General features: G+C 54.6%; 18 protein-coding genes, 1 rRNA gene, 1 riboswitch and 2 other annotated features (1 of these 22 running past the window's edge). Of the genes, 11 read left to right on the forward strand and 8 right to left on the reverse strand.

What is annotated here, in order from left to right; genetic code table 11:
* A 5S ribosomal RNA gene (gene rrf / locus K1I37_RS04165) occupies window positions 1-50 on the forward strand; it begins 67 nt to the left of the window's first position.
* 778 nt (window positions 51-828) lie between these two features.
* On the opposite strand, the gene K1I37_RS04170 is transcribed toward rrf, so the two are convergent.
* Window positions 829-1,284: a DinB family protein gene (locus K1I37_RS04170; RefSeq protein WP_021298438.1), complete on the reverse strand. Its 456-nt coding sequence runs from the start codon at window positions 1,282-1,284 to the stop codon at window positions 829-831.
* A gap of 163 nt (window positions 1,285-1,447) precedes the next feature.
* On the opposite strand from K1I37_RS04170, the gene K1I37_RS04175 reads away from it, so the two are divergent.
* Window positions 1,448-2,281, forward strand: coding sequence for an undecaprenyl-diphosphate phosphatase (locus K1I37_RS04175; protein WP_021298437.1), 834 nt, complete (start codon window positions 1,448-1,450; stop codon window positions 2,279-2,281).
* A gap of 93 nt (window positions 2,282-2,374) precedes the next feature.
* On the forward strand, window positions 2,375-3,913 hold the full coding sequence (locus K1I37_RS04180) for a glycosyltransferase family 2 protein (RefSeq protein WP_021298436.1): 1,539 nt from the start codon (window positions 2,375-2,377) through the stop codon (window positions 3,911-3,913).
* Between the two features lie 40 nt (window positions 3,914-3,953).
* Here the strand turns inward: K1I37_RS04180 and K1I37_RS04185 are convergent, their stop codons facing one another.
* Window positions 3,954-5,276: a purine/pyrimidine permease gene (locus K1I37_RS04185; RefSeq protein WP_021298435.1), complete on the reverse strand. Its 1,323-nt coding sequence runs from the start codon at window positions 5,274-5,276 to the stop codon at window positions 3,954-3,956.
* A gap of 99 nt (window positions 5,277-5,375) precedes the next feature.
* Between K1I37_RS04185 and K1I37_RS04190 the strand changes: the two genes are divergently transcribed.
* Window positions 5,376-6,569 (forward strand): MFS transporter, encoded by a 1,194-nt coding sequence (locus K1I37_RS04190; RefSeq protein WP_021298434.1) that lies wholly within the window; start codon window positions 5,376-5,378, stop codon window positions 6,567-6,569.
* Window positions 6,570-6,720: 151 nt separating this feature from the next.
* On the opposite strand, the gene K1I37_RS04195 is transcribed toward K1I37_RS04190, so the two are convergent.
* Window positions 6,721-7,884, reverse strand: a complete 1,164-nt coding sequence (locus tag K1I37_RS04195) for an aminotransferase class I/II-fold pyridoxal phosphate-dependent enzyme (protein ID WP_021298433.1) — start codon at window positions 7,882-7,884, stop codon at window positions 6,721-6,723.
* Window positions 7,885-8,019: 135 nt separating this feature from the next.
* Between K1I37_RS04195 and purN the strand changes: the two genes are divergently transcribed.
* The 4 genes from purN to K1I37_RS04215 all read left to right on the forward strand — a co-directional run bounded on the left by purN (window position 8,020) and on the right by K1I37_RS04215 (window position 11,059).
* Window positions 8,020-8,601, forward strand: a complete 582-nt coding sequence (gene purN / locus K1I37_RS04200; protein WP_031219268.1) for a phosphoribosylglycinamide formyltransferase — start codon at window positions 8,020-8,022, stop codon at window positions 8,599-8,601.
* 123 nt (window positions 8,602-8,724) lie between these two features.
* Entirely contained in the window at window positions 8,725-9,531 is an 807-nt protein-coding gene (locus K1I37_RS04205; protein WP_021298431.1) for a phosphoadenylyl-sulfate reductase, read from the forward strand.
* 117 nt (window positions 9,532-9,648) lie between these two features.
* On the forward strand, window positions 9,649-10,635 hold the full coding sequence (locus K1I37_RS04210; RefSeq protein WP_021298430.1) for an NAD(P)H-quinone oxidoreductase: 987 nt from the start codon (window positions 9,649-9,651) through the stop codon (window positions 10,633-10,635).
* Window positions 10,636-10,810: 175 nt separating this feature from the next.
* On the forward strand, window positions 10,811-11,059 hold the full coding sequence (locus tag K1I37_RS04215; protein ID WP_021298429.1) for an SDR family NAD(P)-dependent oxidoreductase: 249 nt from the start codon (window positions 10,811-10,813) through the stop codon (window positions 11,057-11,059).
* 260 nt (window positions 11,060-11,319) lie between these two features.
* On the opposite strand, the gene K1I37_RS04220 is transcribed toward K1I37_RS04215, so the two are convergent.
* From K1I37_RS04220 to K1I37_RS04230, 3 genes are all read right to left on the reverse strand, one after another.
* Window positions 11,320-12,510: a helix-turn-helix domain-containing protein gene (locus K1I37_RS04220; RefSeq protein WP_021298428.1), complete on the reverse strand. Its 1,191-nt coding sequence runs from the start codon at window positions 12,508-12,510 to the stop codon at window positions 11,320-11,322.
* A 285-nt stretch (window positions 12,511-12,795) separates the two neighbouring features.
* Window positions 12,796-14,511, reverse strand: coding sequence for an ATP-binding cassette domain-containing protein (locus K1I37_RS04225; protein WP_021298427.1), 1,716 nt, complete (start codon window positions 14,509-14,511; stop codon window positions 12,796-12,798).
* Window positions 14,489-15,286, reverse strand: coding sequence for an energy-coupling factor ABC transporter ATP-binding protein (locus K1I37_RS04230; protein WP_021298426.1), 798 nt, complete (start codon window positions 15,284-15,286; stop codon window positions 14,489-14,491). Before K1I37_RS04230 ends, K1I37_RS04225 begins: the two co-directional genes overlap by 23 nt.
* 164 nt (window positions 15,287-15,450) lie before the next feature.
* Here K1I37_RS04230 and K1I37_RS04235 point away from each other — a divergent pair, with 164 nt between their 5' ends.
* Entirely contained in the window at window positions 15,451-16,044 is a 594-nt protein-coding gene (locus K1I37_RS04235) for a biotin transporter BioY (protein ID WP_021298425.1), read from the forward strand.
* A 145-nt stretch (window positions 16,045-16,189) separates the two neighbouring features.
* Here the strand turns inward: K1I37_RS04235 and K1I37_RS04240 are convergent, their stop codons facing one another.
* On the reverse strand, window positions 16,190-17,395 hold the full coding sequence (locus K1I37_RS04240; protein ID WP_021298424.1) for a CynX/NimT family MFS transporter: 1,206 nt from the start codon (window positions 17,393-17,395) through the stop codon (window positions 16,190-16,192).
* 216 nt (window positions 17,396-17,611) lie between these two features.
* A riboswitch (cyclic di-AMP (ydaO/yuaA leader) is annotated at window positions 17,612-17,735 on the forward strand.
* 198 nt (window positions 17,736-17,933) lie between these two features.
* Between K1I37_RS04240 and K1I37_RS04245 the strand changes: the two genes are divergently transcribed.
* Entirely contained in the window at window positions 17,934-19,316 is a 1,383-nt protein-coding gene (locus K1I37_RS04245; protein WP_031219264.1) for an MFS transporter, read from the forward strand.
* 178 nt (window positions 19,317-19,494) lie between these two features.
* On the opposite strand, the gene K1I37_RS04250 is transcribed toward K1I37_RS04245, so the two are convergent.
* Window positions 19,495-20,733 carry an MFS transporter gene (locus K1I37_RS04250; RefSeq protein ID WP_021298422.1) on the reverse strand — a complete coding sequence of 413 codons (1,239 nt, stop codon included), beginning with the start codon at window positions 20,731-20,733 and terminating at the stop codon, window positions 19,495-19,497.
* A gap of 178 nt (window positions 20,734-20,911) precedes the next feature.
* Window positions 20,912-21,165, forward strand: a binding site (T-box leader).
* Between the two features lie 105 nt (window positions 21,166-21,270).
* Window positions 21,271-21,532, forward strand: a binding site (T-box leader).
* Between the two features lie 89 nt (window positions 21,533-21,621).
* Here K1I37_RS04250 and K1I37_RS04255 point away from each other — a divergent pair.
* Window positions 21,622-23,178 (forward strand): 2-isopropylmalate synthase, encoded by a 1,557-nt coding sequence (locus K1I37_RS04255; protein ID WP_021298421.1) that lies wholly within the window; start codon window positions 21,622-21,624, stop codon window positions 23,176-23,178.
* The last annotated feature ends 175 nt before the right edge of the window (window positions 23,179-23,353 follow it).

Raw genomic sequence — 23,353 nt, forward strand, 5'->3', positions numbered from 1 at the left:
CCGAGGATACTTGGAGGGAGACCTCCTGGGAAAGTAGGACGTTGCCAGGCGAGAGAGAAGAGAAGGGCCCTGAGGGGAACGCTGAGAAGCGGGACCTTGGGGCTCTTTTTGTGTTGAGGGGGGTGGGGCTGGGAAGGTACTTGGCTGGTCTGATGGCAGCTGGCGGGATGTCTTAATAAGACGGATTAACTGAAAAGCCGCCGGATAAGGTTGGGAAAATACCCTATTCGGCACCTTGGGCTGTGATTTCCGGTGATTTTACGGGCATAAGGCAGAAATCGTGCACTAAATGCCGTGAATCTGCTGGACTGTCACAAATAGGGTAGAAAACGTGCATTATGCTGCCGGGTCGGGGGTGAGGCCTCCGGTTTGTGACCCAGACAGTCTCCGAAGCCACACGCGCGCCCACTGCCACCCGCCTGCATGTCCTAATAAGACATATCAACTGAAAAGCCGCGGGATAAGGTCGAAAAAATACCCTATTCGCTGCCTTGGGCCCCAATTTCCGCAGATTTACCGGGCATAAGGTAAATTTCATGCCCTAAATACTCCGAATCCGCTGCAATGTCACAAATAAGGCAGAAAACGTGCACTATGCGGCCAGGCAGGCCAGGCGGGCCAGGCGGGCGAGGGGCGAGGCCTCCGGTTTGCTGCCCAGACAACCGCAGCAACGGCGGTGCAGCCCACACGCTAGCCACGTTCAGATAGGCACGCGCCATCTGTAGTGCAATGAGCGCAACAAAACGTAGAGTGGGCCACTGTGTGGAGATCCGATGGGGATTCGACACGGTGGCCCACGGGTTTACAGTCGTGCTGAGTCGTGGCTGGTTAGCGTTTGATGAACATCGGCAGTTGTTCTGCGCCACATATGCGGGCGTAGACGAACAGTTGGCCCTTGTGGTGGATTTCGTGATCTTTGAGCAATTGCAAAGCGGCGCTGGCAGGAACCTGGTTGCCGAATAGTTCGATTGTCGCGTCGAGTTGCTCGTCGGTGATAGAGTCGATAAGGCCGCGCAATTCGTCTGTGCGTTCGCGGATGACACGTTGCACATCTTCGATAGTCGCCAAGTCTGGCTTGTCGGTGATTCGTTCAAATTGGCCGGTGGCGGCGGCTGAGGCCATGCCGTGGCTGACCGAGAGGATGTGCCAGACGAGATCGGCTGTCGTCATCGCGCCATCCCACGGGCGGAAGGTGAGGTCCTTGTCCTTCATCGTCGCGACTACGTCTGGAAGTACGGAACGGTGTGCCATGAGTTGTTGTAAAAAGGTCTGTGCTTTTGTCACCGAAATGCCTCCCTGGCCATGGATTACCTTCATAGTTTAGCAAACTCCCTTTGAAAATCTAAAAACACAATTGCCAACCTGCGCTCATCCGTTACAATGAGGGAGGGTTTTTACCTTGATAAATAGGTTGCTCTTGGAGCCAGGATGAAAGGAAGGCCATTGCATGCATATTTTGCAGGTCATCGTGTACGCGATTATGCAAGGCATCACAGAACTGTTTCCTATCAGTAGTGTGGGACACGCCGTCATTTTGCCGTACGTGTTCAACTGGAAGCAGTTTTCGGAATCGGATGTCTTTCTTCCGTTTGTCGTGATGCTTCACTTGGGGACAGGCATTGCGTTACTGCTCTACTTTATTAAAGATTGGATCCGGCTGATTGCCAGCCTCTTCATCCGAAATCGTCGGAATGAGCGCCGACAGTTGTTGCTGATTATCGTAGCGACGATTCCTGCGGCGATTATCGGTAAGCTGTTTGAGACAAAATTGCAGGAGTTATTCCCGTCGGCATTGTCGGCATCCATTTTTCTGATTGTCAACGGATTTGTGCTGTTTGCGGCAGACGCGATGCGCCGCCGGCGACGCGCGACGAAAGAACTGAGTGACTTGTCATATGGACGTGCCCTGATTATCGGGATCGTGCAGACGTTCGCTTTGATTCCAGGTTTCTCGAGGTCTGGTATCACGATGACGGCGGGGCTTTCCAGTGGGATGTCGTATGAGGATTCGGCGCGTTTCAGCTTTTTGCTGGCGACGCCTGTGATTCTTGGCGCGGCAGTGCTTGAGGTGCCGAAGCTAATGCACGCGGGCAGCCCGCAAATGATTCACGATGGACTCTTGGGCGGATTGATTGCCGGTATTGTGGCAATCTTGGCGACTGCGTTTTTGATGCGCTACTTCCGCACGTCGGAAGTCCGGGCGCTGCGTCCGTTTGGTTGGTATTGTATCGTCATTGGCGTCGTTGTCGCCATCATGGCTGGCGTGGGCGCGCATTTCTAATCTGTCGGTAGGCGGTTGTCCAAACCGCGGCCCCTTTGTGCACATAGCATGAGAGCAGCACTTGTAGCGCACAGACGAGCAGGGGGGCCGTATATGAAGCACCGTCGTTTGAGTGTGGTTATCGCCGCACACAACGAGGCTCGAACTATTGGCCCGTTGGTGCGGCGTTTATTGCAATGGAATCGCAAACCGGAGGTTATCGTCGTGGCGAATGGCTGTCGCGACGGCACGGCGCGTATCGCCAAGGCCGCCGGGGCGCGGGTCGTTCGTTTTACACATCAGCTTGGGCCCGATGTCGGACGCGCGATTGGCATCGGTCTGGCTCGAGGGGATATTGTGCTCGTCCTGGATGCCGATATGCTGATTCCACTGGCGCAGTTGGAGCCGTTTGTTCGCGCGGTGGAACGCGGTGTCGATCTCGCCCTCAACCGCTACCCTTTCCCTCACACGAAACAATTCCACCATCAGACCGCTGTGGCCAAGCACGCCTTAAATATCTTCGCCAACCGAGCAGACCTGCGTGCAGCCAGTTTGACGGCGGTACCCCACGCATTGTCGAGGAAAGCCATCGAGACGTTGGGGCCGATGGCCTTTTGTGTGCCGCCCGTCGCACAAGCGCGGGCCATGTGCACGCCAGGGCTCAAAGTTGAGTTGGCAGGCCGCGTGCATGTGGGGAAATTGAATCGCGTGCGCAACGCTGCGCACTTGAAGGCGTATCGCGAACTGATTCTCGGTGATTGTCTCGAGGGGATGGCGGTCATCATTCGCGAACGGGGGATTCGGGCAGGGTTCACCGACTTGGGGCGGCGACGCGAGTTAGGTGGCTGGTTGGCGGCTACTGCCATCGCGCCGACTCGTGTGCGTGTCGCCAGTGTCATTCCGACTCAGGGGGAACGACATTTGCCGCAGCTTGTGGGCACACTGGGGGCCTCGAACGTCGATTGCATTCAGTTGATCTGCAACGGTGTCGACGAGTCGATTGCCAAGGCGTATGAGGGGATGCAAAACGTATTCGTAGATTATCATCGCCATCGGGTGGGGCACGATGTGGGTCGAGCGATGGGATGTTTGCGGGTTGACGCCGACAAATATTTCATCACGGATGCCGATATTGCCTTGCAGCAGGGAGACATCTTGCCATTTCTGGATGCGCTGGATACAGGTGTCGACGTCGCACTCAATCGGCTCGATGATATCTTGCCGAAGGCGCGTCAGACGGATCCGCCCTCTATCGTAAAACGCTTCCTCAACCTGGCTTTGGGCCGCGGCGATTTAGGCGTGTCCTCGCTGACAGCCGTCCCGCACGCCATCCGCGGCGATGCCGTTCGCACGATTGGCGCGGACGCGCTCATGGTTCCACCACTCGCTGAAGTGAAGGCGGTACTTGCGGGTCTTCGCGTGCAAGCGGTCCATGCGGTGGACGTCGTGAAGACCAATGAGTACCGGCCGCATCTGCACCGCGCGTCGGCGGGCAAGCCGTTGCAACAGTTGATTATCGGTGACTATGTGGAGGCGATTGAGTATTTGCAAACGCGATTGGGTAGCAGGGGGCATTTCCCAGACACCTTGCGCAGGCGCGACATCGCGGAGAAATACATGCTGCGAAAAGGTTGGTTGCAGGAGATGGGATAGGATATGACCCAGTCGCCGTGGCCGTGACCAGGGTGCCCGTTTAACGGGCATCCTGTTTGCGGCGAAAGATGAGATGTTCGAAAATGAGGACGAGAATGACGCCGACGATGAGGCCGTTGTCTAACAAGTAGCTGAGTACTGGCGGAACGCCGGACCAAGCCGTGGACGGGATGAAGTAGATGCCGACACCTGTCAGGACCGCCAGGGAGATGACGAAGACGTCTCGCTGATCAAGCGCCAGGCGCTTGTAATCCCGCAAGCCGAATCCGAGCAGTTGGGCGAATACCGTGAACAAAATGGCGTATCCGACCGGGGAAGGCAACGTCGCGACCCACTGGCCGATAAACGGAAAGAACCCGAGAATTGCCACAGCTGCGGAGGCGATAATGAACGGCAGGCGAGAGGCGATGCCGGTCAGTGCGACAAGGCTGGCCGCTGCCGTCAGCGGGACGACGCCGGCGACGCCAAAGATGCCGCTAAGCCCTGTGCCTACGCCAGTGAGCAAAGTGCCACGCGTGTAGGCGCCATTGGATGGGGTGTCCTCAGCTGCACCTGCAAACGCCTGGACGCTCGCAATCAGGTTCGAGAGCAGGATGATGGCCGTAATCACACAGGTTATCGTGACGCCAAGGTGAATCTTCGGTGGGCCGAATGGAAACAAGGACGGCAGGGCGAAGACGGCTGCGTGGGTCTGGGGCGGATCGACCAAGCCCAAGGCCGCATAGAGTATCCAGCCGATGATGAGCCCGATGAGTACAGCGATGGACTGGATGATGCCACGTCCTTTAAACATGAGCAGCAGCGTCAGCACCATCAAGAGAACGGACAATAGGATGATTTCAGGAGATACGGTGGAGCGGTTGCGAAAGCCGATGCCGAGTACGCCCTCGACGAGCGAACTCGATACTTGCAATGCGAGCAAAATCAGAAACGTTCCCGTGACCACCGGTGTGAATAGTTTGCGAATCCACTTCAGGAGACCGGTAGCGCCGAGGATGATGAAGACAATGCCGGCGATAATCAGGCCGAACTCCAATTCCTGCAGTAGATTTGCCAGCGATTCGTGTTGTTGTTTGGTCATTTGGATGAGGATGAGGAAGACGCCCCACCACATGCCGGCAGGCCCTTCGATAATCGCGTAGCGATGGCCGATCAGCGTTTGCAGCAGGCTGACGACGCCGCAGACGAAAAATGATCGCTCTGTGTACATGGCGATATCATGGGCGGACAGCCCAAACGCGTGCCCAAGGACAATGGGGACGGTGATGACGTTGGCCAGCGAAAAGACAAACCATTGAATCGATGAGAGCAGCAGTGCCGCCCCCTTGGGCCTATCTTGTAAGCCGTATTGTAGTCCTTGCATGTCATGAACCTCCTAAGAATGAAGAAAACAACGTTCGTATGATATCATTCGGGAGGCGTAACTTAAAATTGTTTTGGTTCATCGAGAGGGTGAAATGGCATGGCAGAAGGTAGTATCGAACGCGCGGCCAGTGGCATCAAGCGGGGTGTGGTCTGGAGTTTAAGCGGATCCCACTTGCTCAACGACTTGGTGACAACTGGCGTCGTACCGGCGTTGTCCCCGTTGTACATGAGTACATATCACTTGAATTACACGCAGACCAGTCTTGTCGTTCTATGCTCTTATTTGACATCATCTATATCGCAACCACTTTTTGGCGCATTGACGGATAAATACCCACGTGCCTGGCTGCTTCCGCTAGGCCTATTCTTATCTACCTTGTGTCTCACGCTCACGGGCTTTGCGCCAAACTTCGCCTGTCTGTTGATTCTCATTTCCATCAGCGGCCTCGGATCCGGCGCCTTCCACCCGGAGGCATCACGCGGCACGCAGTTGGCGTCAGGCAACGCCCGAGGCTTAGCGCAGGCAATTTTCCAGGTGGGCGGCAACAGCGGTCAGGCGTTAGGCCAGCTGATGATGCCGTTATTTTTGCTCGCGATGGGCGTCCATGGCCTCCTCTGGTTTTTTATCGCCGTCGCGTGCGGCTTGTTGCTCACTGGGCGAATTTACCCGTGGTACCGGGACAGCTTGCAAAGCAATAGCAAACGTATGCGAGAGGCTGAGGGCGACAATCAAATCGGGGCCGTTACGCTTCTGGTCGTCATTGTCATCCTCAGGTCTTGGTGCCAAATCGGCATCGCCGTGTTCCTGCCATTCTACTACCGGCAGCAATTTGGCATGAGCTACAGTCTCGCCGATTCCTTCACATTTATCTTCTTGGCGGCCGGCGCCATTGGCACGTTTATTGGCGGTATGCTGGCGGACAGAATGCCAAAGCAACGGATTTTGCTGTACTCGATGTTGTGCTCTGTGCCGTTTGCGCTCTTCTTGCCGTTTTTGCATGGCGCATTGGCGCTCATCATCCTGATTCCGTTTGGCTTTTTCATCCTCTCGTCGTTCGCCGTGACCGTCGTGTACTGCCAGTACCTGTTGCCGCGCAACGTCAGTTTGGCTTCCGGTTTGACCATCGGTTTCGGCGTGGGTGCAGGCGGTATTGGCGCGACGTTTTTCGGCGCGTTGTCGGACGCCGTGGGACTCAATGTCGTCTTTTACATCTTGATGTTCCTGCCGGTGCTCGGAAGCATTTTGAGCTTCTTCCTGCCGAATGACGGTCGTCGCCGCACTGCTGCGTAAAAATTTCACATCCGCGGGTGTGAATCAGGGAGTTTACTGGATATCCAAGCGATAGGGCCCATCTGCGGGCCCTATTGTGCGTTTTGAAGAGGCGTTGTGGCTGTCGTGAGGGGTGCAGGCCTGCAGGCCACAGTAGGCTACGAGCCTTATCTCACGCGTGGATGGCTAGGTATGCCCCGATTCGATCCGCCGCTTCCTCGAGGACCTCTGGAGCGTGTACGATGGCCATGCGGATGTGGTGTTCCCCATTGGGGCCGAAGGCCGAGCCAGGGGTGACGGCGACGCCCGCGTGGCGAATGAGGTCGAGTGCGAACGAATAGGACGTCTGACCGCCTGGTGTTTGCGCCCAAACGAACATCGTGGCAGATGGCTTGCGGATCTGCCAGCCATGGCGCGACAGCGCGGAACATAGCGCATCACGCCGCCGCATGTATTCGGCGCGCTGCGGGGCGAGACCGTCCCACTCTGTGGTCAAGGCCGCGATGGCGGCGCGCTGAATGGGCAGGAAGATACCAAAGTCGATATGTGACTTCAGTTTGCGCAAGTGGCCGATGACTTCGGCGTTTCCGACCAAGTAACCGATTCGGCAGCCAGCCATGTTGAACGTCTTGGAGAGCGAATTGAACTCGACTGCGACTTCCTTCGCACCCGGCAGGGACAGGATGCTGATTGCCGGCTGATTGTCGAAAATCAATTCGGAGTACGCGAAATCGTGGGCGATGAAGATGTCGTACTGCCGCGCGACAGAGATGATCTGTTCAAACATCTCGACAGTGGCGATAGCTGCTGTCGGGTTGCTTGGGTAGTTGAGAATCATGAGCTTGGCGCGTTCGAGGACGTCTTTCGGGACGAGATCGAAATTCGGATGGAGCGTCTCTGCATCGATTGGGATGGGGTATGGGATACCGCCACTCAAGCGGACGCTGCCTTCGTAAATCGGGTAACCCGGGTCTGGCAACAGCACCGTATCGCCGGGGTTCACCAGCGCCAGGGCGAGGTGGGCGAGGCCATCCTGCGAACCTTGCAGCTGCAACACCTCTCGCTCGGCATCGAGGACGACGCCATAGCGGGCATAGAACTGGGCAACTGCTTGGTTGAACTCAGGCAGGCCGGTAATCGTGTACCCGTAGGAAGTCTCGGCAGAGGCGTTGTCGACGAGCGCCTTCATGGCGTGTGGCGGTGGGGGGAGATCCGGGCTGCCCACGCTCAAGTCAATGACGTCTTTGCCGCTGGCCAAGAGCTTCCGCTTTTCTAGCGCCAGTTCCTGAAAGACGCCTTCGTCTAGTTGATTGAGTCGTTGAGATGGTTGAATCATGTGCAGCACTCCCCATGGTATAGTGGTGTCAGAAAGATTGAGTAAACCCCGGCAGACTTTTCTTGTTTTGTAGATTTTACCGTAGGCAGTTCAAATGATCATAGAGGCAATTACAGGAGTGTAATCACCGTGACCATGAGACTGGGCTTTCTTGCATCGTACAATGGTTCCAGCATGCAGGCCATCCTGCGCGCGATTGACACTGGGCGGCTGGCTGCAGAGGCGGCGGTGGCCATCAGTAATAACCCGGACGCAGGTGCGCTTAGCGCCGCGAAACAGGCGGGCATCCCCGCTTTTTGCCTGAATGCGAAGCGCTGTGGCGGCGAAGAGGCGGTCGACGGTGAAATTGTCCGCGTTCTACAGGCGCACCAAGTGGACTACGTCGTTCTCTCCGGCTATATGAAGCGAATTGGCAAGCGTACGCTGGAGCAGTTTCCGGAGCGCATTCTCAACGTCCACCCGAGTCTTTTGCCAGCGTTTGGCGGACCGGGGATGTACGGCATGCGCGTTCATACGGCCGTCCTTGAATCCGGTGCGACGGAAACGGGCGCCACAGTTCATCTGGTCGACGAACTGTATGATAACGGCCGCATTCTCGCCCAAACTCGCGTTCCGGTCCTGCCAAGCGATACGCCAGACAGCTTGCGCATGCGCGTGGCTGCGACAGAGGGCGAGTTGTATATCCAAGTCCTTCAACAGCTGATTCAAGCGCCTTAAGCAGCGCGAGGCGGCTGCGCCGTCTTCTCGTTTATCTCAAGTGTAACGGCGGCTGACGATTTTTCAACAGGCATGTGCGGGCGCCTTGAAGATCCGCACAGTCTCGGATGGCACGGAATACCTATGTTTCGAACGGCCGACATCGGTGGCGATGTCGCGCGCTGTGCCCAATCCGCGGCTTTCGTCTGTCCAGCCGCCGATATTTTTATTGAGATCGAGGTGCTATCTGATTTGAATAGCTTAGTGCTGGATGAGGATACGATTCAGACGCTCGCAACGAAACATGAGACGTCAGCACCCCAGGAGATCCTAAAGGTCGCATTGGAGCGACTGCCGCGCGTCACATTCGCTTGTAGTTTTGGGGCGGAGGATATGGTGATTCTGGATATGCTGGCGCGCATGGACGCTCGTGTCAACGTATTCTACTTAGATACACACGTTCTCTTCAAGGAGACGTATGCGCTCATCGAAGCCGCGAAAAAACATTATCGACTGACCGATTTGACGCGGGTCGAGCCGGCGCTCACGCTGACGGAACAGGCGAAACAGTACGGGGATGAGTTGTGGCAGCGCGATCCGAACCAGTGCTGCAACATCCGCAAGGTGGAACCATTGAAACGGCATCTGCAGGCCTATGACGGTTGGATTACGGGCATCCGCCGCGATCAGGCCTCGACCCGCGCCCATGCTCAAGCGTTTGAAGCCGATAAAAAGTTTCACTTGGTGAAAGTAAATCCGCTGATTTTGTGGACAGCAGAGGACGTGTGGCGCTACATTCACGATCACGACGTCCCCTACAACACCCTTCACGAAAAAGGATACCCGAGCATCGGTTGCGTCCACTGCACGCGCCCTGTGAAACCGGGTGAGGACCCACGCAGCGGCCGTTGGGTCGGATTTGCGAAGACGGAGTGCGGCCTACATCGTTGACACGTTGACACGCGGTGGCGCCTGTTCAAGTTGGACAGGGCCGCCCTTTTTGTTTACTAGAAAAAGATGTTAAACTACAAACAATACATACGTTTTGCACGGTCAGGAGGATGTATCATGAAAGCAGTTCTGATTCGCGAATTCGGGGGACCTGAAGTCCTACACATCGGTGAAATAGAAACCCCTGTGCCAGGTGCTGGCGAGGTGTTGGTCCGCGTTCGGGCCACGGCGCTCAATCGCGCCGACTTATTGCAGCGGCGCGGGTTTTACCCACCGCCGAAGGGAGCCTCAGAAATTCTCGGGCTCGAGATGGCCGGGGAAGTCGCGCAGGTGGGCGAAGGCGTGACTTCTGTCGCAGTGGGTGACCGAGTCTATGCGCTGCTTCCCGGCGGGGGGTACGCACAATATGTGACCGTGCCCGCAGGGATGTTGATGAAGCTCCCGGACAGCCTCACGTTCGCGCAGGGCGCCGCGATTCCAGAAGCCTTTCTGACCGCTTATTTAAATTTGTTTTCACTTGCTAAACTGGCACCGGGGGACACGGTACTCGTCCATGCCGGGGCCAGCGGTGTCGGCACGTCCGCCATCCAGTTGATTCGGTTGGCTGGGGCGACGTCGATTGTCACGGCCGGATCGTCAGTGAAACTGGAGCGTTGCCTGTCGCTTGGCGCGTCGGCAGGCTGGGATTATCACGACGGGTCGTTTGTGCCATTTGTCGAGGAACAGACAGATGGCCGGGGTGCCGATATCATTCTCGATTTTATTGGAGCGTCCTATTTTGAGGACAACATTCGGGCGCTTGCGGTCGATGGTCGCTTGCTGCTCATCGGGACAATGGGGGGCACGGAAGTCCAAAACGTCAATCTGGGTACCCTGTTGGCACGCCGGTTGCAGGTCATTGGAACCGCCCTCCGATCCCGCTCGCTCGCGACCAAAATCGAATTATCCCAGGCCTTTCAAACATTCGCGGGGGACGCGCTCGCACGCGGTGAAATCGCTCCGGTTATCGACTCGGTGTTTGACTGGCGCGAAGTGCAGGATGCGCACAGATACATGGAGGAAAACAAAAATATCGGGAAAATCGTCTTGAGTATCGCCGACTAAATCGGGGCGGTGGGGCGTTTCCCCGCACATACTTATCTAGACAACTCAATATGCCTTTGCACAAGGTCTACACCGAATCCGGTTGTAGGCCTTGTCGTTTTTAGCCGGAAATTCCCCCTTGTCTTAAAGTCCACTTGAAGATGTACGCCATCTGACCAATGAGCAGGGGCAACCTGTGCCAGACCCAAAGGCCGACAGACACAAGACGCCGGAGCAGGGGGCGGCGACGAGTGTCTGGTGTGCGGTGAGTCCGCAGCTAAACGGTATGGGGGGCGTGTACTGCGGAGACGTCGATATTGCCGAGGCCGTTCCCGCTGACAGTCTAAAAGGGAGCGGCGTACGGCCATGGGCCATTAATGCCGACTTCGCAGCACGCCTATGGACGCTAAGTGAACGATTGACTGGGACTAAGTTTACCATCTAAACAAAGAAGGTTGTTACACTGCGGTAAGGCTTCGTAGGGTTGACTTGAAATCTGTCACGCGCGTGACTAAACCAAACGCGTTATGATGAAGGTAGTCAAAGGCTTTGACTCAAACCCCGGTCGACCACCAAATGCATGGAATTTACCTGTAGGGATTCCGTCATTCGGTGGTATTTTTCTATTGTTTGTCTTTAGGCTTTGGTTATCTCTAATCTATAGGCCTCGTTTTGCCGTCCATGGGTAGACGCTCCACAGAGTACCTATTCCCCGATTTTTTTGTAAAAGTTCTTTTTTGTCTCTTTTGGCATATTTGGATCCATCGTGTCAATGGTCGTCTTTAATTGCGGCCCTAGTAATCCTTTTGCAGCTTGCCATGCGTCTTCTTCGCGCGATGGTTCTTGTAGAATCTGATAAATCCTGCTCTTCCACAAGAAGAACTTCCCAGCCAGTGCAGCGTCGAGCCCTTTGAGCAATTGCAATCCGCGATTACAAATTGCATTGGCCTCTTCAAAGCGTCCCTTGTAAAATTCGGCTCGAACAAACTCTTCACACAATTGAGCTTCCGGCAGCATCATGTGATTCGCTCGATAATATTCCTGCGCCTCGGCGAAATACTTGGCTGCCTTGTCGAAATCAAGTTTGTCCAGCCAAAGTATACCAAGTCCGTGCTGAATGTGTATATACCGATTGAAATCCTTGTGCAAAAAATACTCACCAGCAAGCATTGAGTGCTGTTTCGCGGCCGACCATTGTCCAAGATATCGGCAACACACACCTAGCCCTTGGTGTGCACGGGCCCGCAGCGATTCGGGCAAGTCGGCTAGTTCAAGCGCCTCTTGCAGTTTCTCGTACGCAGCCTTGTAATTGAGTGTCCGAATTAAGGTACTGCCGAGGCTGATTTTAATCCGTCCCAGCAATTCGTTGGGCAAGTCGCGTTGTTCCAGGCCTTTGTATGCCAAAATGGCCTGATCTAACATTCCTAGGTAAAAATACGTATTGGCTCTGCATAGCAGCAGATCGACATTTTGGGGAAACTCTTCGTCCAGCGTCCCCATTAAAAAGATGGTGTGATTGATTGCTTCTAAGAGCTCAACGTGTTGATTCAAATTCGGCAGTTGAATCTTGGACCATTCCAGCACGCATTCTATCATGGACTCAATTGCCTCGACACGCACGCACAGCGTAAATGCTTTACGAACCAGTTGAATGTCCTTTGTCTTGCGTACGGTATCGAGCAGCTCACTGACTTCTGCAATCACTTCCATATAATCTGTGAGTAGGCTGAGTGGAACTTCCAAACGCGTTGCGAGCAGCGCGAGCGTCTCGACAGGTGGTATGATTTTACCGCGCTCGATATTGCTCAAATACGACCGGTCAAACAGACCATCAATCAATTGTTGCTGTGTCAATCCTTTTGCAATGCGGAGACGTTTAATTTTACTGCCTATCATCTTCAATCTCCTTATGCAAATAGTCACGTGCGTGAGAGATTTGCGATGTTGTAAGATTGAATGAGGAGGAAATGGACACCTCTGGACCGTAGTGCGAACGTCCCCGTGGTCGCACTCGTCCAAGCCGATGTTGACCAATGCGGCGCCATTGCCCATTGTTTATACCCATCGCATGTCTACAAGTCGCATGTCTACAAGAGATTGCTTTGCTTCCCTCCTCGTACAACATGATTCACCACTCTTACTTAATATTACCACATAACTTCATTTCCTCAAGAATCAATCCTAAACGAACCATTGCATTCCTACAATGGCCGTCGCGAACGCGAGTCCAATGAGTGCCACAATCCAGTCCCGCAGCCGCAGTTTCTCAGGTAAGAGCTGATCTAATGGAATCGGATGGGCGAATAGATTGCGCGCCACTAACGCATTGTGGGTCGTTTCGCCATAGCGAATCAGGCGGATGACCAGTGGCGCGAGTACGTGTGTCAGGCGCAACGATGCAAACCGCGGTTTGCGGATGGCGAGTGTGCGCACGCGATAGGCGCGAAGTTGCACGTGATAGAGTTGTGACACCGCTGGCAGGAAACGATACACCATGCCACCTGTCAGACCTGCGAGGTGTCGGGATCGGGCAGGAAGGTGCAGGACGCGTAATATCCACTCAAGCATCGCTTGGACCTCGAGGGCCGTCGTGCCCGTCACGAGAAGCTGGCCCGACTGCAGGAAACACCAGTATGGCAGGATGGAGACTAGGGCGTGACCAGCGGCAACAAAGGAAAATCCATAGTGGGCGGTGGGGTGAAACGGTGGGCCAAAATGCGCCGCGCCAATGGCTGTTGTGAGCAGCGCAAACAGGCCCCACGCGATACTCCACTTCGCAACACGACGCCACTTCGCGCCAAAGGCGACGAGCAGTGCGAGGGTGCCACAAAGCCCCAGTACGATGCCTAAGGGGTTGTGGACCAGCGCGATTGCGACGGTGAACAGTGAGGTCGTGATCCAGCGGGATCGGCTATCAATGTTCAAGCGCCCACGGTACTTCTGGCCGCGGTCCAGAGAGGCTGAGGCGTCACTGGGTAGCGCCGCGTCAGCATGCTCATTTGTCTCCGTAATTGTGTCATCTGCTATCTCAGTCGCCAGATTTGTCTCGCTTGCCGCCTCGTCGATTGGCCCGCGACGTGGTACCAGGGATTCAACCAATGTGCTCGCATCGCGCGCGGCGGGGGCATCGAGTAGGCCTGCGCGCACAAGGCGAACCTGGAGGCGCAGTGACGGGGGCAGGCCGAGTCGGTGTGCGACCAAGCGCTCAGGTTGTGCGTATAAGTCAGAGAGCAATCCGTCGTAGACGAGCGCTCCGTCTGCGAGAACCCACGCGCGGGTTGCAAGCGATAAGAATGCATCTGTGTCGTGTGTTGCGACAATGACGGTGCGCCCTTCGTCACGCATGTGTTGGAGCGTCTGTAGGAGTTGTTGTTGGCTCGATCCGTCGAGTCCGGCAGACGGCTCGTCGAGGAGCACGATTCGGGGGTTCTCTGCAAGAACCAAAGCGATGGCCATGCGCCGTTGCATGCCCGTACTCCAAGTGGCAGGGATGTCGTCCAGTTCGATTGCGTCCAGGCCGACGCGGCGCAGGAGGGATTTGACTTCTGCGGCGCGCTCTTGCACTTGCCGAGGGGATATGCCCCAAGTGACGGCAAATTCTTCGGCGACCGTGCCAGCAAAAAGTCCGGTTTCCGGAGACTGAAAGAGATAGCCGACGCGATTTGTGAATGCGTTGTTGACTTGGGCCGGTTCGCCGTCATCGCGCTGCCACGTGAGGGTGCCTTCCGTGGGCGCCGTCACGCCTGCCAAGACGTCGAGCAAAGTCGACTTTCCCGCGCCATTGTGGCCGAGAACGACGATAAACTCACCATTGTCGACACAGGCGGTGAGTCCGCGAAGCCGCCGCCGCGGCGTTGTGCCGACCGTTAGGTTGTCAATGGACAAGAGCATGGACATGAAGCAGTTCCTCCGCAAGTTCTTCTTCTGACAACGGTCTGATGGACAGGCCGAAGCGACGGTTGGCGGCCAACGCGGCTTCGACGACGTATGGCGGCCGAAATCCCCGTGCTGCACAGAAGGGAGTTTGTCCGTTTTCGCCGCATTCGCCGTAGAAGAAAGTCTGAGGGTCGGTGGCTAGGCGGACTTCTCCGCTGTCCAAGATGACGACCTTATCGGCGATGAGGACGTCTTCCATGTCGTGCGTGATGAGCACGATGGTCAACGCGTGCCTATCGGCGAGTTCGCGCAGTTGCTTGCGCAACGCGGTGCGCGCCCCGGCGTCCAGCGGCGCAAATGATTCGTCGAAGAGCAGCACTTTTGCGTCTGACGCGAGCGCTTGGGCGATGCACAGGCGCTGTAGCTGTCCGCCAGAGAGTTCGTAGACACTCGTCTCAATCGGCACTGTAAGCTGTGCCATGTCTGCGTAGTGCTGCACAAACGCATCGAGTTGCGCGCGCGTGATCGCAGGATCCCGCTGCAGCGCAGTGAGCGCAAGCTCTTCAAAAACTGTCTGCCCAATTAACTGGGCACTGGGTGGCTGAAAGACCATCTGAATCTTCCCAGGCGGCAATTCGTGGATGGGCGTGCCGTCAAATGTGATACATCCTTCTGTCAGTGGATAGAGGCCTAGTATGGCGCGGACGAGCGTCGTCTTGCCTGCGCCATTGTGGCCCACGAGCGCTACGATTTCTCGCTTGTCAAAAGCGAGGGAGATGTGATTGAGGATAGGCACCGGGCGACCCGCACGTCCCACCCGAGCCACGCAGACGTTGTCTAAAATTATCCTCGGCTGTATCAAAAAACATTCCCTCTCTCTCGACGTATGTGCTACATTACGTATTGTTAACCTTATATTGATTGTAAGTTAACGAATGAAGATCGTAAAGGAGAGATTGTGTGCGTTATCGCGGACTCGTTTTTTCTGCTTTGTTTGCTGCCTTGTTTGCTGTACTCAGCCTTGTGTCGATTCCCATTGGCCCAGTTCCCGTGACGATTGAGAATTTGGTCATCATGCTCACGGGGGCGCTATTAGGGCCCTGGTACGGTGGTCTTACATATCTAATCGTCATTGGATTGGACGTATTGGGGCTCCCGCTCATCGGCGGGCACGCTGGCATTGGTACCTTGCTTGGCGCTACGGCGGGATACATCTGGTCGTGGCCAATCCTGGCATGGCTCACCGGCTTTTTCGTGGGCAAAATCAAGATGCGCACGCGCAGTGAGTTCTGGTTGATTTTCATCGTACTATTTATTTTTGGCGATGCATTGAGCTACATTCCTGGTGTGCTCTGGCTGCGTCATGTAGCACCGGCCATCCGCCCTTGGGGCAAGGCATTGATGGCGGGCGCCATTCCATTTTTGCCAGGCGATTTTATCAAGGCACTCATCGCTAGTGCGATTGTGGTGATTGTGCGTCGAGTATATCCACAGGATCGAATTATCCGTGGCGAGCAGTTCGTGACGAAGCGGGAAAACACGCCGACGTCATGATGGTGGAGGCAACCGTTTCAATCCCGCCCGGTATGAGGACACGGGCGGGATGACCCCGCTGCAAGGAATCAGAAAGGGCTTCAGAAATCCCGCGAATGGGAAGAATGCATGGCGAAGCACCTCAGTGGAGGTGCTTCGCTTGCCATCAGCGTCGATGGTTGCCGCCTACATACGCATTGCGGCCAGCGCCTAACCCACAGATGAAAAAGAGGACAATGGCCACGACCAGGATGATTAACGGCACCGTCCAGGATCCGATGGCATCGTGCAGGAAGCCAATGAGAATTGGCCCGGCAGCCGCTAAAAGGTAACCGATGGATTGTGCCATGCCGGACAATTTGGCGGCTTCGTCCGCCGTTTGCGAGCGCAATCCGAAAAATGCCAAAGCGAGACTGATGCTTGACCCACCGGCGACACCAATCAGGATGATCCATAGCCAGTTCAGCGAGTTGAGGCCACTGAGCAGGCCTGCATAGCCGACGAGGAAGAGCGCGACAGTAGCGATGACCAAACCTCGCTGACTTGATCGCTTCCCGGCCATCACAGGCACGAGAAATGATGCAGGGAGGCTGACAAACTGCATGAGCGACAGCATCCACCCTGCGGCTGTGGCACTCATGCCTCTGCTTTGCAAAATATCGGGAAGCCAAGCGACATTCACATAGAATACAAACGATTGCAACCCCATAAAAAACGTGACCTGCCATGCCAGACCGGATTTCCAGAGATTGAGTTGGCTGTGCCGGATCTGCGGGATGTGGCGTTTACGCAGTTGCGGCAGCCAGATGATCAAGGTGAGGATGGAAAGCACGGCCCAACTAAGCATCGAACCGCGCCAGCCAACGCCTGGAATATGAGCGACGGGCACACTAATCCCGGATGCAATCGCAGCCCAGACGTTCATGGAGACGGAGTAGACACCCGTCATCAGGCCGACTCCAGTCGGAAAATCGCGTTTAATTAAACCCGGTAAAAGGACATTCCCCATCGCAATGCCCGCACCTGCGAGCAGCATGCCGACAAACAGCAGCGCGTTCGGAGAAAAATGGCGTACGATAATGCCGAAAGTGAGTAGCAGAAGGCTTGCCCCCAAGCTGTATTCCATGCCAATTTTTCGTGCAATCACGGGCGCCAATGGCGAAATAATGGCAAACGCAAGGAGTGGCAAGGTGGTCAACATGCCGGCCAGTGTGCTGGACAGCCCCGTGTCGCGACAAATCTCGTCCACCAATGGCCCGACGCCCGTAATGGCCGCGCGGAGATTGGCCGCGATAAGAACGATGCCGACAATTAAAATGACGTTACTTGCCCTGGCAGGACGATGTTCCAGGGTTATGCTCTGACTATCCACAATTCATCCACCACCTCTAGCAATTTTTTCTTTATGAAAATATAATAACACAAAAGTATAGTATAGTTTACCGAGTGCGCAGGCCAAGCGTTTTTCATGCGGCATCGTGCAGCGATGCCCGATAAAACGCCGTTTTGGGCGGCCCGATGGAAATTGGGCGCCCTTTGGGCTCGTCCAAGATTTGTATTCTCCTTGAGGTTGAGGTAACATAACGAGGAACCCAATACGCTGAATTCCTTCTGGAAGCGGGGGAACCATTTCTGGGGTGAAACGATTTTTTCGTGGGGCGCCTTTCAGCCCTAACCCGACAGCTAACCTCGTAAGCGTTCTGAAAGGAGATGCTTCAAATGTTTAAACCCCCTTGCCTAAACCCTCAATGCGTTCTTCCATTCACCACGTTTCACCACAGCCTGGGAATCTAAGCAACCTGCTGTATTCCTGGCAAAACACAACTGAATAAGGGCTGTGTATTGGTGGATGTTAACACCAAATCATGGCCACCGTCCGTGTTGCGTATTCAACCATGAAAGGAGCCAAAATGCAGAGAAAAAAGAAAAATGTGGTGGAAGACGCAGCGTTTAGCGCCTTTCACATGAAACTCACTGTGTATTCGTCCGGTGGTCCATTTCTCGACGGCTATATTCTTAGTATTATCGCTATCGCATTAACGCAAATTACGCCGCAATTGCATTTGGATGCCACGTGGAGTGGCTTAGTGGGCGTATCTGCGCTGATTGGTATTTTTATCGGTGGTTTTTTAGGTTACGTCACAGACCGCGTCGGTCGACAATTGATGTATACCATCGATTTCATCCTCTTGATTGTTGCTTCCCTTCTCCAGTTTTTTATACAGACGGGTTGGGAGTTATTTGCGATTCGGTTGATCTTGGGTATTTCCATCGGCGCTGACTACCCGATTGCCACATCCTTGTTGGCAGAGTTTTCGCCAAGGAAACACCGCGGTGCGATGTTGGGCGTGACGCTGATTGCGTACTACGTGGGCTCGACTGTCGCGTACGTCGTCGGTCAGCTCATGTTGCACATCGGTCCTGAAGCATGGCGGTGGATGCTGGCCAGCAGTGCGGTTCCTGCGATTATTCTCGTGCTCTTGCGCATGGGGACGCCCGAGTCGCCGCGTTGGCTGTTGCAGAAGGGTCGGGTCGCAGAAGCAGAAAAAGTGCTCAAACAGGTGTACGGGCCGAGCGCGTCACTCGATGATATCGTCGTGCCAGATACCGCGGAAAGTAAAACCAGCTATCTCAAGCTATTTTCCCGCGGATACTTAAAACGCACATTGTATGTAGGCCTGTTTTATATGGCGGCTGTGGCCCCGTTGTTTGCGATGTTGACCTTTGGACCAGAGATGTTGACGTCGTATCACTTGTTCCAGGGATCCGCTGGTTATGGATCAGCCATTATTAGTGTACTGTTCCTCGTCGGATGCATTCCCGCGCTGTTCTTGGTGAACAAACTTGGCCGTCGGCCGATGATTATTCTGTCGTTCGCAGGGATGACGGTAGGCATTCTCCTGTTGGGGATATTTCCGAATGGCCCACTCGGTATCATTTTGCTTGGGTTTATCGTCTATGCGCTGTTTTCCGGTGGCCCAAACGTGATGGAGTGGTTGGCACCAAATGAGTTGTTTCCAACGGAAGTGCGCGGAACGGCGGTTGGAATTACCACTTGTATCAGTCGCTTTGGCGCAGTTTTTGGTACGTACTTGTTCCCGTGGGGATTACAGAACTTCGGTATCGGACCGACGATGCTTGTCGGCGCGGCAGTCACTTTTGGCGGGTTGATTGTCTGTATTGCGCTCGCGCCTGAGACGACGAACAAGACGTTGAATGCGGCGAGCAATGCAGAGGTGTCTGGCAATAGCGGTCAGGACAGAGCGTCTGGAAAGGTTAAAGTGCATTCCTGACAAGGTTTCTGTTGTCATGTTTTTTGGAATACATTTTCACCATGACGTTCTTATGAAGCTTAGTCGTATCGGTCGTTTGTGGAGAAGAGGGGCTGGCCACACGTGCACAGCCCCTCTTATTCTATGTTCGTTACAGCAACAAGGGGATGTTGATACCCTTGTCGCGACTGGACTCGTGCTACGCCAGCGGCGCACCTTTTGATTCACGCCAGAGTAGGGCGAGGACGATGACGAGCACGGATGTAATGGCGACCGAATACGTCATCGCGTGTGCCAAACCGCCTACAGAAGGTGCGATGCTAGAGACGATGAGGGGCACAATTGCGCCGCCGACCGCAGCCCCAAAATGGTAAGTGGTGCCTTGACCGGTGGAGCGCACGCCCGTTTTGAAGTGTTCGGCGATATAGGTTGGAATCGCTGCCCACACACCGCCGATGGAAAAGAGACCAATGAGAAATGTAAATACATCTCGCTCCCAATTTGTGGAGATGGACTGGAAGACAAATGAGCAGGCGAGTGTGCCGATAGCGGAAAGAACCAACATCAGCTTTCGACCAATGAAATCGGACAAGTAGCCACCCAGAATATTGCCGATAATCCCGGCGATGTTCAAAATAATAATCGTATCTGCTACGACCGCTACGCTGAAATGTCCATTTGTCTTGAGCAAAGTCGCGTAGAACGTGTTGATAGGGTAGGTCACACCGAATGCAATGAGGGAGATCAGTGCGGCATGAATGGTATTCCACGTGTTCCCATCCTTAAATAAATCGCGTATGGGAATCGATTTGCGCGTGGCTGTCGCCCGCTCCTGTTTCCAGCGTGCTGACTCAGGGACTCGTGCCCAGATATACAGCGCTACGATGAACGCCGGTATGCAGGCGATATAAAACATCGCGTGCCAGCCGAGATCTCCATACCAAGCTCTGTAAATGAGCGCGGCAAAGATATAACCGAATGAAAACCCTGACTGCATGAGTCCTGATGCGAGTCCCCGCCATTTTGCCGGCATCATTTCCATCAACATCGGCGTGCCACTTGCATACATCGCCCCCATCCCAATGCCGTACAAAATCCGTACGAGGAACAAGAGCGTAAAGCCAATCGAAAAGCCGGTGAGGCATTCAAATACAGTGAACCACAGGATAGATGCTACAAGACTCGCTTTGCGGCCCCAGTAGTCACCGAGCAGACCGCCTAGGAAGCCACCGCCGAGGCGCGCAAATGTCGTTGCTGAAGAAAGACCTGCAGCAAGCGTGAGCGGCACGCCGTAATCTTTCATAATGTCTGTGAGGACGAACGTGAGGATAGAAAAATCCATAGCGTCGAACGCCCATGCGAGCGCGATCGAGATGAGTGCCCGGGTCTGGTGTGATTTTTGCGTAGACCTCACGGGTACCTCCGGTGTGGTGGACATGTTCATCACACTCCAATGCGTTAGACTATCCAGGTTTGGAAGCGATTACATCATCATCTTATGCATGGTTTGTCATTTGCAAAAGTACTTTTGTCGGCCAATATCACGGCGGTTTCGGAATGAAGAAGCGGTTGACATGGCTGAAACAGTCGTCTAATATTTCAGTTAACAACATGATGAAAACGCGAGGATTGAGAGTAGTATGGTCGGCTGGCTTGTCTAGAGAGCTGCGGTTTGGTGCAACGCAGTCAAGCAATCGTCCAGAACTCGCTCATGAGTGGTGAGGCGGAAATGTCGTACGCCTCGACGATTCACCTACGTTATCAGGTGGTTTTCAGCCGTTGGCTGAAACGTGAGTGGGTTTGGCGTAAATGACAGCCGAATCAATGAGAGTGGTACCGCGGAGGGTTATCAAGACCTGTCGTCTCTTACAGAGGGCAGGTCTTTTTTGCGTCGTCGAAATGACGCACAGCATTTGCGGATCGGTCTCTCTGCGGCTCAAGTCGACTGGCGATTAGGTAACGACAAGTAAATTGAGAAATTGCCGTGATCAGGAGTAGTAAGGGTTCATTCTGTGCAGAGAGCTGCGGTTGGGTGCGACGCAGTCAGGAGAGCCCCTGAACTCACCTGTGAGCTTCGAGACGGAACCGAGTAGAGGATTTCACCGCAGTACGTCTGGACGGTTGACCTCCGTTATCGGGTGTTGCCCAGTGCGGCAACGTGAGTGAGTTTTGCGTAGTAAAGTGCGCGAAGCTAAGCAGAGTGGTACCGCGGAAGGCCATGGCCTGTCGTCTCTAGCGAGATGGCAGGTCTATTTTGCGTTCCGCAGCAGTTTCCTAAGCATCACGCATTTACTCGCGAGACCAAAACTTGGAGGAGAGATGACAAATGACAGGAAAGCGAATCACAATCTTTGATACCACGTTGCGTGATGGGGAACAAGCACCGGGTGCGTCGCTGTATCCACACGAGAAAATCCGAATTGCCAAACAGCTCGAGCGATTAGGGGTGGACGTCATTGAACCTGGCTTTCCCATCTCCAGTCCAGGAGAGTTCGCGGCAGTTCAGCAAATTTCACGGATGGTTTCAGAAGCGGAGATTTCCGGATTTGCGCGTGCGATGAAGGAAGACGTCGACAGTGCGATTCGCGCTACAGCCGACGCGCCGCGGCGTCGGTTGCATTTGTTCGTATCTTCGTCGCAGATTCACCTCGACTTTCAATTGCGCAAGACGCAGCAAGAAGTGTTGAGCATGGCGCGCGAGATGGTCGCGTACGCGAAGCAGTTTGTCGACAAGATTGAGTTTTCACCGATGGACGCGACGCGCACTGGCGACGAGTTCTTATTCGAAATGGTGGAGGCAGTCATTGCCGAAGGCGCCACCATTATCAACCTTCCGGATACGGTGGGTTATGCGTTGCCAGAGGAATATGGCGCGATGTTTGAGAAAGTTCGAAGGTTTGTTCGCGGCGGTGATAAGGTGGCGTATAGCGCGCATTGTCACAATGACTTAGGGCTGGCGGTGGCGAACAGCCTCGCGGCTATCCAGCATGGGGCCACGCAGGTTGAAGTGACCATCAACGGTATCGGGGAACGCACAGGTAACTGTTCACTGGAAGAAATCGTGATGGCGATTGCGACGCGTGAGGGTGCATTGGGCGTGCAGACGGGGGTTCACAAGGAGCACATTTATGAAACTTCACGCCTTGTGAGCAGGATGATGAATTTTCCCTTGGCGCACAATAAACCGATTGTTGGGCGAAATGCCTTTCAGCACGAATCAGGAATCCATCAGGACGGGTTACTCAAGAATCGAAATACCTACGAGATTATGGATCCGGCGAATATGGGCATTCCTCGCAGTATGATTGTGCTCGGAAAACACTCTGGTCGACACGCGTTGAAACATCGTATCCGCCAATATGGTGCAGATTTGGCAGAGGCGCAGTTGGATGACGTGTATAGCGAATTTAAGGCGCTTGCCGATGCAAGCAAACACGTTTCTGACGAGGCATTATTACATCTGCTTGATGACACGGTGGATGGTTTTATCTCGCCGTACACCTTGATTGACTTACAAGTCATCACGAGCAGTGAACGAGCGCGCGTAGCTTCCGCTACTATCCGAAACAATTTGGAAAACAGGATAGCGACATACTCCGGCACGGGGGAGGGGCCCGTCGAGGCGGTCATCCAATGTATGAAACAGGCGATAGAACTACCGATCGCGTTCACGGATATGGAACTGCACTCCCTATCATCAGGGGAGCGTGCGAATGGAGAGGCAGCTGTGACCATTTCGTATGATGGTGTCGATTATCGCGGTGTCGGAATTGACGAGGACATTATTTTAGCGGTGGCGCAAGCATTTATGTCTGCGTGCAATCAGGCGGTGTCTGCCAACGTGCGCGTAGAGACGGATCGTGCGGCAACGGGACCGGCCTAACGACGATACGCTGGGCTGTTGAGGAGATGAGCGTCGGTATCACGTTGAATAGATCAGATCATGTCCGACGAGGCGACATCGCTCTAGGGTGAAAAATGTAAAATTGCGCGGGAAATGTCGAAAGGGAGATAGGAGAAAACGGAAGAAAATTGGCCATTGGTTGGATTTATTTGAG

This window comes from Alicyclobacillus acidoterrestris, assembly GCF_022674245.1.
GTDB lineage: Bacteria > Bacillota > Bacilli > Alicyclobacillales > Alicyclobacillaceae > Alicyclobacillus > Alicyclobacillus acidoterrestris.

Coding starts and splice junctions, on each gene's coding strand:
- K1I37_RS04190 (WP_021298434.1), top strand. CDS start 5,376: ATGGCAGAAGGTAGTATCGAACGCGCGGCCAGTGGCATCAAGCGGGGT.
- K1I37_RS04225 (WP_021298427.1), bottom strand. CDS start 14,511: ATGTCCATGCTCTTGTCCATTGACAACCTAACGGTCGGCACAACGCCG.
- K1I37_RS04245 (WP_031219264.1), top strand. CDS start 17,934: ATGCAGAGAAAAAAGAAAAATGTGGTGGAAGACGCAGCGTTTAGCGCC.
- K1I37_RS04205 (WP_021298431.1), top strand. CDS start 8,725: ATGTTTCGAACGGCCGACATCGGTGGCGATGTCGCGCGCTGTGCCCAA.
- K1I37_RS04250 (WP_021298422.1), bottom strand. CDS start 20,733: ATGTCCACCACACCGGAGGTACCCGTGAGGTCTACGCAAAAATCACAC.
- K1I37_RS04210 (WP_021298430.1), top strand. CDS start 9,649: ATGAAAGCAGTTCTGATTCGCGAATTCGGGGGACCTGAAGTCCTACAC.
- K1I37_RS04175 (WP_021298437.1), top strand. CDS start 1,448: ATGCATATTTTGCAGGTCATCGTGTACGCGATTATGCAAGGCATCACA.
- purN (WP_031219268.1), top strand. CDS start 8,020: ATGAGACTGGGCTTTCTTGCATCGTACAATGGTTCCAGCATGCAGGCC.
- K1I37_RS04180 (WP_021298436.1), top strand. CDS start 2,375: ATGAAGCACCGTCGTTTGAGTGTGGTTATCGCCGCACACAACGAGGCT.
- K1I37_RS04220 (WP_021298428.1), bottom strand. CDS start 12,510: ATGATAGGCAGTAAAATTAAACGTCTCCGCATTGCAAAAGGATTGACA.
- K1I37_RS04185 (WP_021298435.1), bottom strand. CDS start 5,276: ATGCAAGGACTACAATACGGCTTACAAGATAGGCCCAAGGGGGCGGCA.
- K1I37_RS04195 (WP_021298433.1), bottom strand. CDS start 7,884: ATGATTCAACCATCTCAACGACTCAATCAACTAGACGAAGGCGTCTTT.
- K1I37_RS04255 (WP_021298421.1), top strand. CDS start 21,622: ATGACAGGAAAGCGAATCACAATCTTTGATACCACGTTGCGTGATGGG.